General features: G+C 34.3%; 16 protein-coding genes and 1 pseudogene. 13 read left to right on the forward strand and 4 right to left on the reverse strand.

Translation table 11 applies throughout. From position 1 onward, the window contains the following. Positions 1-96 precede the first annotated feature (96 nt). From erpA to B6258_RS18480, 8 genes and pseudogenes are all read left to right on the forward strand, one after another. Complete coding sequence (gene erpA / locus B6258_RS04765) at positions 97-441, forward strand: iron-sulfur cluster insertion protein ErpA (protein WP_006534944.1); 345 nt, start codon at positions 97-99, stop codon at positions 439-441. Between the two features lie 213 nt (positions 442-654). Continuing rightward, positions 655-1247: pseudogene (locus B6258_RS04770) on the forward strand (hypothetical protein); the annotation flags it as partial. A gap of 113 nt (positions 1248-1360) precedes the next feature. Further along, the gene (locus B6258_RS04775) at positions 1361-2377 is read left to right on the forward strand and encodes a hypothetical protein (RefSeq protein ID WP_099074292.1); all 1017 of its coding nucleotides are present in this window, start codon (positions 1361-1363) and stop codon (positions 2375-2377) included. 165 nt (positions 2378-2542) lie between these two features. Then, positions 2543-2656, forward strand: a complete 114-nt coding sequence (locus B6258_RS18150; RefSeq protein ID WP_240531523.1) for a PAAR domain-containing protein — start codon at positions 2543-2545, stop codon at positions 2654-2656. A 224-nt stretch (positions 2657-2880) separates the two neighbouring features. Next, a complete protein-coding gene (locus B6258_RS04785; protein WP_099074293.1) occupies positions 2881-3216 on the forward strand; it encodes a hypothetical protein in 336 nt (111 codons plus the stop codon). Between the two features lie 196 nt (positions 3217-3412). After that, positions 3413-3811, forward strand: a complete 399-nt coding sequence (locus B6258_RS04790; RefSeq protein WP_099074294.1) for a hypothetical protein — start codon at positions 3413-3415, stop codon at positions 3809-3811. Positions 3812-3944: 133 nt separating this feature from the next. Next, complete coding sequence (locus tag B6258_RS04795; protein ID WP_099074295.1) at positions 3945-4406, forward strand: hypothetical protein; 462 nt, start codon at positions 3945-3947, stop codon at positions 4404-4406. Between the two features lie 21 nt (positions 4407-4427). After that, positions 4428-4562: a PAAR domain-containing protein gene (locus B6258_RS18480; RefSeq protein ID WP_129586844.1), complete on the forward strand. Its 135-nt coding sequence runs from the start codon at positions 4428-4430 to the stop codon at positions 4560-4562. Positions 4563-4577: 15 nt separating this feature from the next. Here B6258_RS18480 and btuF read toward each other — a convergent pair whose 3' ends face one another. Then, positions 4578-5405 (reverse strand): vitamin B12 ABC transporter substrate-binding protein BtuF, encoded by an 828-nt coding sequence (gene btuF / locus B6258_RS04800; RefSeq protein ID WP_099074296.1) that lies wholly within the window; start codon positions 5403-5405, stop codon positions 4578-4580. Positions 5406-5509: 104 nt separating this feature from the next. Further along, a complete protein-coding gene (gene mtnN, locus B6258_RS04805; protein WP_099074297.1) occupies positions 5510-6205 on the reverse strand; it encodes a 5'-methylthioadenosine/S-adenosylhomocysteine nucleosidase in 696 nt (231 codons plus the stop codon). Between the two features lie 127 nt (positions 6206-6332). On the opposite strand from mtnN, the gene dgt reads away from it, so the two are divergent. From dgt to B6258_RS04825, 4 genes are all read left to right on the forward strand, one after another. Then, positions 6333-7841, forward strand: a complete 1509-nt coding sequence (gene dgt, locus B6258_RS04810) for a dGTPase (protein WP_099074298.1) — start codon at positions 6333-6335, stop codon at positions 7839-7841. Between the two features lie 389 nt (positions 7842-8230). Further along, the gene (gene rlmD, locus B6258_RS04815) at positions 8231-9556 is read left to right on the forward strand and encodes a 23S rRNA (uracil(1939)-C(5))-methyltransferase RlmD (protein ID WP_099074299.1); all 1326 of its coding nucleotides are present in this window, start codon (positions 8231-8233) and stop codon (positions 9554-9556) included. Between the two features lie 70 nt (positions 9557-9626). Beyond that, a complete protein-coding gene (gene relA / locus B6258_RS04820; protein WP_099074300.1) occupies positions 9627-11864 on the forward strand; it encodes a GTP diphosphokinase in 2238 nt (745 codons plus the stop codon). A gap of 182 nt (positions 11865-12046) precedes the next feature. Beyond that, on the forward strand, positions 12047-12352 hold the full coding sequence (locus B6258_RS04825; RefSeq protein WP_231039894.1) for a colicin E1 family microcin immunity protein: 306 nt from the start codon (positions 12047-12049) through the stop codon (positions 12350-12352). 23 nt (positions 12353-12375) lie between these two features. On the opposite strand, the gene B6258_RS04830 is transcribed toward B6258_RS04825, so the two are convergent. Together B6258_RS04830 and B6258_RS04835 are read right to left on the reverse strand one after the other, a co-directional pair. Further along, positions 12376-13062, reverse strand: coding sequence for a colicin-like pore-forming protein (locus tag B6258_RS04830; protein ID WP_099074301.1), 687 nt, complete (start codon positions 13060-13062; stop codon positions 12376-12378). 87 nt (positions 13063-13149) lie between these two features. Further along, positions 13150-13650 carry a hypothetical protein gene (locus tag B6258_RS04835; protein ID WP_099074302.1) on the reverse strand — a complete coding sequence of 167 codons (501 nt, stop codon included), beginning with the start codon at positions 13648-13650 and terminating at the stop codon, positions 13150-13152. Positions 13651-13892: 242 nt separating this feature from the next. Between B6258_RS04835 and mazG the strand changes: the two genes are divergently transcribed. Next, entirely contained in the window at positions 13893-14690 is a 798-nt protein-coding gene (gene mazG, locus B6258_RS04840; RefSeq protein WP_099074303.1) for a nucleoside triphosphate pyrophosphohydrolase, read from the forward strand. Positions 14691-15108 lie beyond the last annotated feature (418 nt).

Raw genomic sequence — 15108 nt, forward strand, 5'->3', positions numbered from 1 at the left:
ATGAGCAGGTATTAGATAATCATCACATTATATCAGCAAGAAAGATAAATTTTTGCTGGCTGTTTTTTTGCTGGAATACCCAGTCTGGAGTGAACAATGAGTGATGATATGGCTCTGCCGTTACAATTTACTGACGCGGCTGCAAATAAAGTAAAAGATCTGATTGCAGATGAAGAAAATCCAAATCTGCGTTTACGTGTTTATATCACGGGTGGCGGTTGTAGCGGATTCCAGTATGGTTTTACCTTTGATGATGCCATGAACGAAGGCGATATGACCATAGAAAAACAAGGTGTTGCTTTAGTGGTTGATCCAATGAGCTTGCAGTATTTAGTGGGCGGTTGTGTGGATTATACCGAAGGATTGGAGGGTTCGCGTTTTATTGTGACCAATCCTAATGCTAAGAGTACCTGTGGTTGCGGCTCCTCTTTTAGTATTTAATCTGGAAGGTTGTGGCTGCGTCAAAGTTATCCTTTGTTAGACAGTGTGCTCACAAGACTCACATACTTATGTATGCTCGTTTGTTGCGCACTGTCTGTCGCGGATAACTTCTTGCTCGCTCACAACTTTTGCCTATCAATTAAAATCCTCTTCTTTTTTTTATTCTTTCTGAACTTATTTCATAAAATCACTCTGTGAGTGATATTTTTGTTTTTATTAATGAATTTTGCTTGTAATTATTTTAAGTCTAGCCAAATTTGTTACGACAAAATAATAGAAAATATTCAATCAGGTAAAATGGCAAACTCGCTTCCTATGTATACACGCCCTCAAAAATTAGGTGTATTAGCGATTGAAATGTTAGCCAGTGAAAAAAGGAAATCATTGACTGGAAAAGTGCGGGTATTCCGATTGACCCTTTCTATCAACATTTTTGTCAATAAGCCCTCTATTGTGAGAATGATGAAATTTTAATCACATGATTGATGGAATTATGTGATAAACATATTCAGTGGTCAGCATTATTTCGAAATAATGAAAATGAGCAAAGTGCAACAGGCTATGAAGTTGATATGGAAATATTGATTGCTTGGTCTTTTGAATATCAAGCAGTGAAAAATTTTCGTGCTCGCCATGGCTTAAGTACTCCCATAATCGAGCATCCATTATTAAAAACACCCATGGCTATCGATCATTGTCCTGATATGGTGGGTTGGTTAGAGAATATGCCGGATATTTATCATCAAATTACAGATGATTTAATTAAAATAAATCCAGAATTAAAAATTATTTATAACTTATTTTAGTTATTTTTTATTTTTATTTTGAAATGATGAAAATTTAAAATTAATAATATAATAAATATCATTTTTTTATTTTTATGTTATTTTAATATATTTAATTACTGTTAATGATCTTTATGAATAAAAAATATAACATAATATTATTATTACTCTTGCTAATAATGAGCCCAATAAGCTACACGTATAATAATGATTTTATCATTCAAACATCCGTAGATATGAAGTATGCATTTTGTGATGTGAAAACGAATGGAGTCAGTGGGGCTAACAATCGTTCTAGTGTATCACGGGGAGGGATCGGATTCGGTAGTACCAGTACAAACTCTATGATCTTAATGGAAAATGGAGTAAATACAATTACGATTGAGCTTGCTTCCCTTAATTGGTTCTCTCAAACTGACGTACCAAAAGAAGAACGTAATATTTTTCACCCGAATGCACGTTGTGAAATTGTTGTAAATAAGATGGACGATCAAGGAAATATTATTCCTTTAACTCAATTAACGGTGAAAATTAATAAAGATGGACAACCTGAAGCTTATGAAAATAACAAAATAGACTCTTCAGTTGAAAAGAAAACTATCTTAGCCAGTAATACTGAAAAAATAGAATCTGATAAAATTCTTCAACGTGTCAATGAAAAAGAATATCCAAAGGATATGACAGTATTCCAATTTAATAAAAAAATAAATATAAGTGATCTTCCTAAATGGCCTTGGATAGAGGCAGATAAATATGAAGATACTCCTCAACAGCGGGAATTATTACAAGCTGCATATTTAGAGCTTTGGACTGCATTTGAGCAACAAGATGTTAGTAAAATAAAGCAATTATTGACTCCTTCACTAGATGTCTGGGCTGCTTCAACCGGAGGAAATACCGATGAGCAATTTACTTCAAGAGGGATTAGTGAAAGTTTTTCTAAACAGAATTTTCAAATGATCCCGATTAATTGGAATAACTTTCAGCCATTAATTATGAATAATGGGAAAATGGTTAAACTTGTTTATAAAGAAGATTTTGATTTCTCACCAGTATCTTATCGGTTTACAACTGAGAGAGGAACTAGCAGGGTTGCTTATCATTCCCCAATATTTTCTTTTGTAAATGGCAAATTTATTCCTGTTATATAAGGTAATTTATGTCTGCAGTTATTGTTGTCGGTGATTTAGAAACAGCTCATGGAAATTATGGCTCGACGAGAGTCTTAATGGGGTCATCAACGATTTTTTTTGAAGGAAGAACTGTTGCGAGAAAAGGTAATCTTTTAAAACTATCACTATGACCATAGAAGAATTATTACTGGTGGTTCTGATAGTCTCTTTGTCGATGGTAAACCTGCCGCAAGAGTTGGAGATAATATAAATTGCGGAGGTATTCTTATTGGTGCAACATTAGTTAATATTGGTTAATATGCACTGTTGATTAAAAAAGAGCTAGACAATTTTTTATTATCTGATGTATTTAGAAGCCCTCTTGTTAAGAGGGAATATAAGGTGAATTGGATAAAAACATCTCTCATTCAATCATAAATATATAAATTAAAACTTAAAAATATGCGTAATATAATTCAACATCGAAGATTTTTATTAAGAATATTTTATTTAATACCTTTATTAACGGAAATAGAAATATAATGGATATTAACGATGGGTCAATCTTATTGGAATTGATATCTAAACTAGGTGATCTTGAATGGAAAAAATATCAAAATAGATATCCATATATATTGATAAATAATAAACTGGAAATAATAGAACGCTCATCTTATCCTCCTTTTACAAGCTTTAGATTTAAAAATGAAAAGGCAAAAATTATAGAAATGTTAACTCAAGCTATAAGCAGTTATCAAGGGGATATCGATTGGGTTTTAATTTCAACAAAAAGAGAATATGGTAAAGGTATAAACTACTGCGTTTTAACTAAGTATGTACAAGATAAAAAAGAGGAAATAAAAAAACAAATAAAATAATGTATTCTGTGGATTCATATATAGCCCAAAATATCCCTCAATTTGGTCCAGTTGCTTATAATGATTTAGTCGGTCTCACTAAACATATTGAGCATTTTTTTAGAAATAATAATTATTATTTATAATCTGAAAGTATAAAATGTATTGTTGTGTTTTTATTGTAAAGTGAACGGTTAATTTAATTAAAAGTGATGAAATGAAAAATGTTAAAATAAGTTATTATTACATTCGTATTTTTTGGTCTCCATTAGGCGATGATTGTAATACTGGTAAATATTATTTGAATTTAAATTTAAATAATAAAGAAAGTATTTACTCTATTGTTAAGGATGTACTTATTCCTGAGTTTGATTTTTTTTCATATAAAATGAAATTAAGAGTGAAGGAAAGCTTGAAATATGCGATTACTTACTATTCAGATAAGAAATTAGTAGATGCTTATGATAAGTCACCAACATTTATTAAATTACCAGATAATATGAATGTGCGTGAATTTTATATTTTTGTGTGGAAATCTATGTATGGAGAAGAAAGCTATCAAGCATTAGAAAAAGATTTTTATATGGAAATTCCTCTTGAGGAAATTTATGTTTAATTTTTTAAAATACGATATTTTAATTTAACATTTTGTATTAACACATTTTTTATCAGCGATGCTGAACCATAATGTTTTTTTGTGATTTACATAGTGGATTTAAAAACGTTTATAAAAGGAAGAGGTAAATATAATGGAAAACTATAAGGTTTTACCTATTAAAGATATAAATAAAGAAATATTCTCTATGTTAGGAATGGATATAACCGCTTTTGAATTTATCGATTATGCAAAAAAAAATACATTTAATATTAATAAAATTATAAGTCATTGGGAGGAACTTGATGATCTGTCAATTTTAAAAGAACTTGCCCTGCCGGAGAGGGAAAATAAATCTATTTTTATTTTAACTGATGATTTGTATTATAAGAAAAAGGTATTAAAAATAAATGAGGTTTATATTGGCAAGTATGTTAGTGACTATTTTAATGAGAATGGGGTTTGTTTTTTTAATGGGAATGTTGTTTTTATTTTAAAAGATAAAAATAAAGTAATCCAATTTAATGATGATGGATATATTATTCATTATGAAACACCATTAATATTGATAGAAAAAGGGATGAGTAAATATTTAAAAAATAAATGCATTGAATAAAGAAAAATATAATAAAATTTAATATTTTCATCTTGTCAGCAAAAAGAAAAAATTGTTGAAGGCGATGCGATGATGAAAATAAACAATATTTCTGTCGCGCTGGAAGGATATAAAATGCAATGCGGGTGTTTAAAGCGAGAGATTAGTAGCTATTAAGTAATTAATAATTTGCTAATTATTTGTTTTTATTGCCTCACAAATTTGCTGTACGGCATTAATAATACGTGGTGTAGGGCGACTAAAACTGTCTTCATCAATAGCAATAACCGGAACAGTAAGTTGGGGTTGCCAAAATGTTTGTACAGTAGGTATTTGATCTGCTTTACCACTGAATATAATCAAATCAGGTTGTTTTGTAAGTACTTGCTCACGGCTTATTTGAGGCCATGTTACTGGGCTGTTAGCAAAGATATTCTCCCCACCACAAAGCGCTGTAATATGGCTCTGTAATGTGCGAGCTGATGTCGTAAATAAAGGTTGCATCCCAAACTGAATAAACACCTTTTTTTTAGGGTGATTCGATATATTTGATACATATTTTTGCTGTAACGCTTGATATTGCTGGCGCAATTGTTGGGCATTTTTTAATGCTATATCAGGATGATGGCTGTAATTGGAAAGAGTAACCAGATCGTCTGCGATTTCTTCAATATTTTGTGGATCAGAATAAATAATAGAAATACCCAAAGCTTTTAATTGATCTAATGAACGTTGTGGATTACCGCCTTGCCATGCAATCACTAAATCAGGTTTTAATAATAGAATGCGCTCTATATTAATCCCTTGCCAATTAGCGACTTGCTCAATATTTTTGGCATCATCAGGATAATCAGAGTAAGCACTAACTCCGACAATATTATCACCCATACCTGCGGCATAAGCCATTTCAGTGGCTGACGGCGATAACGTAATAACACGATCAGCAGGCGTGATAGCAATAGCAAAATTGAACCAAAATAATGAACAGAGTAATAACCCAAGATTGATAAATAAACGCATTACTTTTCCAATAGTAAAAAATACCCACCTATTTTTTATCTTAGAATAAGCAAAAAATAAAGGTGGGGTATTGATAAAGTGATATTAGGATTATCTCGACTTAATTAGTCTTTTAATTTATCCAACATCGCTGTCACCATTAAGCTTGATTGTTCTGCAGCAACAGATAAAAACTCATCAAAACTTAAGTGTGATTCTTTATCGGCTACATCAGAAATGGCTCGAACGACAACAAATGGCGTGTCGAACTGGTGGCAAACATGGCCAATTGCAGTTGATTCCATTTCTACGGCCGCAACATCTGGGAATGTGCGACGAATACGGGCTAAAGGTTCGGCACCATTAATAAAGGCATCGCCACTACAAATTAAACCACGAACAGCATTTAATTTTAGCGATTCAATACATTCTTCTGCTATTTGAACAAGTTTGGGATCGGCAATAAAAGCAGGGGGACATTGTGCCATTTGACCTGGTTCATAACCAAACGCAGTAACATCTGCATCGTGATAGCGAACTTCTGTTGAAACAACAATATCACCGACATTTAATCTTGAGTCTAAGCCACCGGCTGAGCCAGTATTAATAACGACATCAGGACGAAAATGTTCCAGTAATAATGTTGTACCAATTGCAGCCGCAACTTTACCAATACCTGATTTTAATAATGCAACATCAACACCGTTGATTGTGCCTGTATAGATTTCACAACCGCCACGCGATAAGATTTGGCAATCTTCAATTTTCTCACGCAAAAGTGTGACTTCTTGCTCCATTGCACCTATTACGCCAACTCTCATTGTGTCATACTCACTTGTAGGTTAATAATAAATAGAAATTTAAATAGAGTTTAGCATCTATCGGAAAAACACGATATAACACAAAGAATAGAGAATTCGTTTCATCGAAACCAGAAAGAGGACAGAAATGATCGATTTTAAGCTGAAGTTAAATTATCAACGCAAATATAACAGCAGTGATATCGATATTAATGATGAAATACAGGTTTCTCGTCAATTTGAAAGTGATCGTGGGCGTATTATTAACTCAGCCGCTATTCGTCGTTTACAACAAAAAACGCAAGTCTTTCCCCTAGAGCAAAATTCTGCTGTACGTAGCCGTCTTACACATTCTCTTGAAGTTCAACAAATTGGGCGTTATATCGCTAAACAAATTATTGGTGAACTAAAAAAGCAAAATAAGCTTGAAGACTACGGCTTAATTGATCGCATCGATAGTCTTGAGAGTTTAATTGAGATGGCGTGTTTAATGCACGATATTGGTAATCCTCCTTTTGGCCATTTTGGTGAAGCCGCGATTAAGCATTGGTTTCAAAAAGTATTATCACCAGAGGCGACAGCTGAATTCGATAGTTGTCCTTTTATTCCTATGCAGTATTCAGCTAAAGTGCAATTAAATGAATTGCGACAAACTTTACGCCAAGATTTATGCCAATTTGAAGGGAATGCTCAAGCGATTCGAATGGCGCATCATCTGCTTAAATTGAATTTAACCTATGCGCAAATTGGCTGTGTATTAAAATATACTCGTCCTGCTTATTGGCAAGGTGAAATCCCCAAAGAATATAGCTACTTAATGAAAAAACCGGGATATTACTGGTCTGAATTAGCATTTGTAAAAGAAGTACAAGAAAAATTAGATATGGGGGCGTTTTGTCGCTTTCCTCTCACTTATATTATGGAAGCGGCTGACGACATCTCTTATTGCATTGCGGATTTAGATGATGCAGTAGAAAAGGGGATTTTTGATATTAACCGTCTTGTTCAGCTTTTACGAGATGCATGGCGTGAAAATGGTGATGTGATTGAAGGCGATTTATTCGATATAACAGTTAATCGGGCTTATAAAAAAGTCGATCAAAATGAAGCCAAACGCAGCATGCAAGATCAGTTTTTTATGTATTTACGAGTTTATATTACAGGAAAATTAGTCCCTTATACGGCGCATCGGTTTATAAAAAATCTTCCTCAAGTTTATGAAGGAAGTTTTAATCATGCTTTATTGGAAGGGAATAGTGCAGAGCATCGTTTATTAACAACATTAAAAAGTGTCGCTAAAAAATGGGTATTTAGCCATCCGGAAGTTGAAGAGCTTGAAATGAAAGGGTATCGCGTGATCAGTGGATTACTCGATATCTATAAGCCCTTGCTTTTATTATCAACTGAAGATTTTTTAAGATTGCATAAATATAACGAACATCCTAAATATGTTATTGAGACGCGTTTATATCATAAGCTTTCTGTTAAACATAAACTGGCTTATAACGAAATGTTAGAAAAGCTAAATGATATAAATACTGAAAGAGGAAAAGTTTTAGAGTTTTATTATCGCACAAGATTAATTCAAGATTATATCAGTGGAATGACTGATCATTATGCTTATGAAGAATATAGAAAATTAATGGTGTGTGATTGATTTGTAATCATTGAGAGGAATGCTATCTAATTGATTGGTGATAATTTTTGGATTTTTCTTAGTGATAATAAAGATTTATTAAAATAATAAAAAATAGATGTTATTAATTTTAAATATATTCAATATAAAAGTTATATATAATATTTGTTAGTTATAGAACAATATAAAATCCATAAAACGAGTGTCTTAGGTCGTTATCATTAAAAGTTTTCTCAATTTAACAAAAATATTGCTTATATCAGTTAAGTAAATAACTTGTTCGATGTTATACTCTCCCCATGTTTTCTTCTGAAATGCATAGTCATTCATGTAACGCTGAAAAACATACAGCGTATTCTAAAACGATGTCATTTCACTGTTAATCCGTCATTGATACTTAATTTAATACTATGGTGCAGTTTTATTCCCCTAAAAAACGTCCTGTGAAAAAACAGGCAACAACTCTGGAAGTGACCGCCAGTGCATTGGATGCAAATGGTCAAGGTATTGCTCATGCTGAGGGCAAAACGATTTTTGTAAAAGGATTACTTCCACAAGAAACTGCTCGTATTCGTTTAACAGAAGAAAAGCGCCAGTTTGCTAAAGGCGAGGTTATTAAGCGTTTGACTACCAGCGAACAGCGTATAGCGCCTCATTGTGAATATTATGAGCGTTGTGGTGGTTGTCAGCAGCAACATATACCTATTGCGCTACAACGTACAACAAAAGCAGGTGTGTTATCGCACCTTATTAAGCGTGAAACAGGTGTGGTTATTTCAGCCGAGCCTGTGATTGCGGGAGCTGAATATGGCTATCGCCGTAGAGCAAGATTGGGATTACGTTATCAACCAGAAAAAGGGTTGGTGATGGGGTTTCGTCAAGAGCGCTCTAATGATTTGGTCATGATAAAAAAATGCCCAGTATTAAAGCCACAGCTAAATGATTTATTGTCTCCTCTTTGGACATGCCTTAAAAATTTAACATCAGTACGTGATTTAGGGCATGTTGAAATGGTGCTCGCTGATAATGGGCCACTGGTTATTTTACGCCATTTATCGCCATTGCCTGAGAGTGATAAACAGAGTTTGCATGATTTCTCGCAAACTCATCAAGTTACGATGTATCTTGCAGGTGATAATAGCGAGATAGCACGATTAACTTCAATTGAGAAGGAACCCTTCTATCAAATAGAAGGTCTTAATTTACGTTTTGCACCCACTGATTTTATTCAAGTGAATGATGAAATAAATCCTAAGATGGTTGCTCAAGCCATTAAGTGGCTTGATTTATCGCCAGAAGATCGCGTATTAGATCTGTTTTGCGGTATGGGAAATTTTACCTTACCTATCGCAAAATGCGTCAGTGAAGTGGTGGGTATAGAAGGTGTACCCGCACTGGTTGAAATGGCGAAACAGAATGCAGAACTGAACCAATTAGGTAATGCGCATTTTTGGCATGCAGATTTATCGGCTGATTTTTCTGCGATGTCGTGGGCGAAAGAAGGGTTTAACAAAGTGTTGTTAGATCCTGCAAGGGCAGGGGCTTTGGAGGTAATGTCACATATTGTGAAGTTATCCGCAGAAAAAATCGTGTATGTCTCCTGTAATCCGACCACGTTAGCCAGAGATAGTAAGATATTATTAGATTCTGGGTATCAGCTAACCAGTTTAAAAATGTTGGATATGTTTCCACAAACGGGACATCTGGAATCAATGGCACTGTTTAGTCGAAAATAAATTTAATCGAAAATAAACAGTTAGCCAGTAATAAGTCGCAAATAAGATTTATACCGTGTAGGGAGAGAATATGGTTGCAGTAAGAAGTGCTCACTTAACACCTGCAGGAGAGTTTGCTGTTGATAAATGGGTCAACAGCTTGAACTTAACCCATGTCAATGCGGGTAGTGAAATCATGCAAACCTGGGAATACTGCCATCGTACTGTTCAAGGGCGTGAAGATGCCGAACTGCTATTGTGGCGTGGTGTTGAAATGGTGGAGCTTCTTTCGACATTAAGCATGGACAAAGACAGCATGAGGGCAGCGCTTCTTTTCCCACTTGCTGAAGAAAATCTTATTGATCAGGAAATTGTCACTGAACATTTTGGTGATGCGATTTGGAGCTTAGTACGTGGTGTAATGGAAATGGATGCCATTCGCCAGTTAAAAGCAACGCACACCAATGAAACAAGCTCTGTTCAGGTGGATAATGTTCGCCGTATGTTGTTATCCATGGTGGAAGATTTCCGTTGTGTGGTCATCAAACTTTCAGAGCGTATTGCTCATTTACGAGAAGTGAAAGATGCCACAGAAGATGAGCGCGTACTGGCGGCAAAAGAGTGTTTTAATATTTATGCACCATTAGCCAACCGATTGGGTATTGGGCAATTAAAATGGGAATTAGAAGATTTCTGCTTCCGTTATCTTCATCCTGACGAATACAAAAAAATAGCCAGCTTACTTCATGAGCGTCGTATCGACCGCGAACAATATATTGATAATTTTGTCAGTACAGTACGCGGTTATATGAAAGAAGAGAATGTTGATGTAGATATTTATGGACGTCCCAAACATATCTATAGTATCTGGCGCAAAATGAAGAAAAAGAACCTCGCATTTGATGAATTATTTGATGTGAGAGCGGTACGTATTGTCGTTGAGCGTCTTCAAGATTGCTATGCCGCATTAGGAATTGTGCATACTCATTTCCGTCATTTACCTGATGAATTCGATGATTACGTCGCAAATCCAAAGCCAAATGGTTACCAATCTATTCATACCGTTGTGTTAGGGCCAGAAGGTAAAACGGTTGAAATTCAAATTCGTACTCGCCAAATGCATGAAGATGCAGAATTGGGTGTGGCTGCGCACTGGAAATATAAAGAAGGTGCAACAGGCGCTGCGACGAAAGGCGGTACAGGCAGTTATGAAAACCGTATTGCATGGTTACGTAAGCTGATCGCATGGCAAGAAGAGATGGCGGATTCTGGCGAAATGCTGGATGAAGTTCGTAGCCAAGTCTTTGATGACAGGGTTTACGTCTTTACGCCAAAAGGTGATGTCGTTGATTTACCTGCCGGCTCAACACCGCTTGATTTTGCTTACCATATCCATAGTGATGTGGGGCACCGTTGTATTGGCGCGAAAATTGGCGGACGTATTGTGCCATTTAGCTATCAATTACAAATGGGTGACCAAATTGAAGTTATTACGCAAAAACATCCAAATCCAAGTCGCGATTGGTTAAATCCTAACTTAGGTTATGTCACGACAAGCCGTGGGCGTGCGAAAATTCACAATTGGTTCCGTAAGCAAGATCGCGATAAAAATATTCTTGCGGGGCGTCAGATCTTAGATAACGAATTGGCGCATATGGATATCAACATGAAAGAAGCAGAAAAACTGCTGATCGCACGTTATAACGTTCATAGTGTTGATGAAGTATTAGCAGGTATTGGTGTCGGTGATATTCGAATCAACCAGTTAGTGAACTTTATTCAAAGTAAATTGAATAAAGCCACTGCAGAAGATGAAGATAAAGAGGCACTGCGCACGCTCGAAAACAAAACGCCAGCACCAAGAACCACTGGGTCAGGCGGAAGCATTGTTGTCGAAGGTGTGGGTAACTTAATGCACCATATTGCACGCTGTTGTCAGCCTATTCCGGGTGACAATATCGTCGGCTTTATTACTAAAGGTCGTGGTATTTCGATTCACCGTGCTGACTGTGAGCAACTGGCTGAATTACTTTCTCATGCGCCAGAGCGTATTGTTGATGCGGTATGGGGAGAAAATTACTCCAGCGGTTATTCATTGGTAGTACGTGTTGTCGCGAATGATCGTAGTGGATTATTACGCGATATCACGACAATTTTAGCCAATGAAAAAGTAAACGTACTTGGTGTGAGTAGCCGTAGCGATGTGAAGCAACAAATTGCGACAATCGATATGAATATTGAGATTTATAATCTCCAAGTATTAGGTCGTATATTGGCAAAACTTAATCAGTTGCCTGATGTGATAGAGGCGAAACGCTTTTCTCACTAAATTATTAAAGTGATAAGATGCCGAGACAACTGTTCTCGGCATTTTTTTGTCTAAAAATCAGAAAATCTGTATATTTAGTTAGTAATTTAATTGCTAGGGTTTATTTAAAATAAATATGGTTTTAAATAAAAGAGATCTCGTAGATAAATATGAAGATAACTAAACAATATTATATTAAGAATATGTGTTGGGGATGGTTTATTGGCGCTCTATTTTTATACTCTTGCTTAGAGTATGAGTTGAAGTATGAAAGTCTAATATTGTTAATTAGTATTTCTGGTATTGGATTATATCCGTTGGCTAAATGGGGGATTGAATATTTTTTTCTTCAATTTACTACTAGAGAATTTTGGAATCGAGGATTATTTTTAGATACAGCTGGTAAAGCTGGTGGTTTAGCTTTATATAGTTTCATCGTGTTTTTATTATCTATACCAATTACAATAATTTTTATATTATTTGTGTTAGTGAAAAGGTTGTTCCTCTAAATAAACAACCTTTAAAGTATTAATTAAATACCAATCAAATTATTGGCTTTTTCAATTAAGTCGTTATCAATCAATGCTCCAATACTTGCTATAAGCAATCCATATCCTAATACCCCTATGGGACCCCCTAAAAGTACACTAAATGTAAATCCTGCTACAGATGTAGCCGCCATTCCTACAAATATAGTCTCTGCTTTAACAAAAAATGGACGCCAATTATCTGTTTCTGTTGCTTTTATTAACTCTATCGATAGATCTTTGACGTCAAGAGCTTTACTCACAAAAAACATACCTTTACTAAATTTTTTTAATTTTTGAGCTATATCATCGAGTTTGATCGATTCCAGTGCGGTCATAATAGCTTTACGATCTTTGGCATTAATCTTTTTATTGATATCCGTTTTGTATTTTTCGTAAGCCTTTAGCGCATCATCAACGTTACGGATGGTTTTTCCTCTGGCTTGTTGTGCTAAAGACTCCGCTAATTTCCTTGCTTTATCACCATAAGCATTAAACACTTCTTTATAAAAATCAGCTGTAAACTTTATTGAATCATGCAACTGCTTAAAATCATCGTTTGTTTGTTCTTTTTTATTTGCTTGTTGAGCTAAAATATCAGCAATTTGGAAATTACGATGTGTAAACGTCATATTCTTGTGGAAATCTTGACATGCAGATTTAAAATCTTGTTCTCTGATATATTTTTGCATCTCAGGGAAATTATTTATATTGTCTGCACCTTTATCTGCATATAAGGCATGTAAAGCTAATCGAACTGAGGGTAACCAGCGGGAATATTACCCAAATTTTTCACCTATATTTTGTAACATAGGATCTGGATGAGGACTAAAATGAATATCAAAAAGAAAACCATTTATATAGTTCATTTTTTGGTAAAACATTCTACTTAGATTCAGATCTGCTTCAAATATACGACCTATATTTTCATTATTTAATGGAATGTTATTTTCTTCCATATTTAATAATAGCAATGGAGAACTTTCATTAAACTCGTTAGATCTATGCATTAAAGCACGGCCATAAGGTCGCATTATTAATGCTTTTTTTAATTCTAATTCAGTTTTCTGTTTTAAGTAAGATTTACATTCATTTTTAAACGCTGGGCAATTTTTTCTTCCACAAACAGGGCATTCTTGATTTTTATCCTGCATAAAATTATTACAGATAATATTTGTAGCTTGATTAAAAGAAAAACCATTATTAAAAGCATACTCAGGAATATAAGCACTATGTGGCGTTACAGTTAATAAACTAAATTGAATTATATTTTCACTCATTTTATTAATCCTTTGATAAAAATGACGTATTTATATGGAGTTGAAAAGCGGATTTATATCGAGGAGTATATTTGCAAATAACAAATTCATGGTTCTATTTAAAATGTCATTATTCTTTCAAAAAAGTTATTTTTAAGATCTTGAGCTTAAAATGATAAGATGCCGAGACAACTGTTCTTGGCATTTTTTTATCTAAAAAGTGTTAAACAGGAAAAGCTAACTCTTATTTAAAAGGCAATATGATGTCAGAAAATCGTGAAATCTTTCGTTTATTAGAAATTATGACACAGCTACGTGATCCTGATACGGGATGTGAATGGGATAAAGTGCAGACTTTTGACACTATCGCACCTTATACATTAGAAGAAACCTATGAAGTGTTAGATGCTATTGCCCGTAAAGATTTTGCTGATTTAAAAGAAGAGTTGGGTGATTTGCTTTATCAAGTTGTTTTTTATTCACGAATGGCGCAGGAACAAAAGTTATTTGATTTTAATGATGTTTGTGAAGCTATTAGTAATAAGCTAGAACGTCGCCATCCTCATATTTTTGCCTCTGAAAGTGATAATAAATTAGCAACAGAAAAACATCGCTGGGAAAAACTGAAAGCTCAAGAGCGTGAAGCAAAAGCACAATTTTCATTACTAGATGATATTCCCGCTGCTTTACCTGCCTTAATGAAAGCAGAAAAAATTCAAAAGCGTTGTGCTTCGGTGGGTTTCGATTGGAATGAACTAGAGCCTGTTTTAGGTAAAGTTTATGAAGAAATTGATGAAGTGATGGCTGAAGTGAAAAAAGAGCCTCAAGATGCTTCTCGAATTGAAGATGAACTGGGGGATTTACTGTTTTCAGTGGTAAATTTATCGCGTCATTTAAAACAAAAACCGGAGCAAGCATTAAATCGAGCTTGTCGGAAATTTGAACAGCGTTTTCGTTTTGTTGAAAAAATGCTCTTAGAAGAAGGTATAGGCATAGAAAATGCTTCATTGGAAGAGATGGAGATCAGTTGGCAGAAAGCAAAAAGACAACAGGTTGAGTGAATTGTGACACGCAAATTAACGTCAATGTGACATAAAGTGCGGTAAAAATAGTCTATAACATCTCGTTTTTTCAGCTATTTTTATAAAAATATTTAAAAAATGAAATTATAAAAGGTAATTTCGTTTTTTTGTTTTTGGATAATTTAAAATCTTGCGGTTACATTTTATTACATTAGAAATGTGATTAGCCTCAAAAAAATTAAAAGCATGATCATAAGCAAAAGATCTCGCTATAAACCTGCTACACTTAATATCGTGAAAAAAATAAAGCATCTCTTCTTTAAAAGTGATATCTTAGCTGAAAGGATTAAGCTAAAATGCTTGAGAAATATTTTCACGGGTTTAGTTAATTGAATTTTTACTGTTTTTTCGTGTTTAAACGGATAAGTGGCGTGATGAAAAAGAACTTTATACTACT

Origin of the sequence: Proteus alimentorum (assembly GCF_002607735.1) — a bacterium.
GTDB classification, from domain to species: Bacteria; Pseudomonadota; Gammaproteobacteria; order Enterobacterales; family Enterobacteriaceae; genus Proteus; species Proteus alimentorum.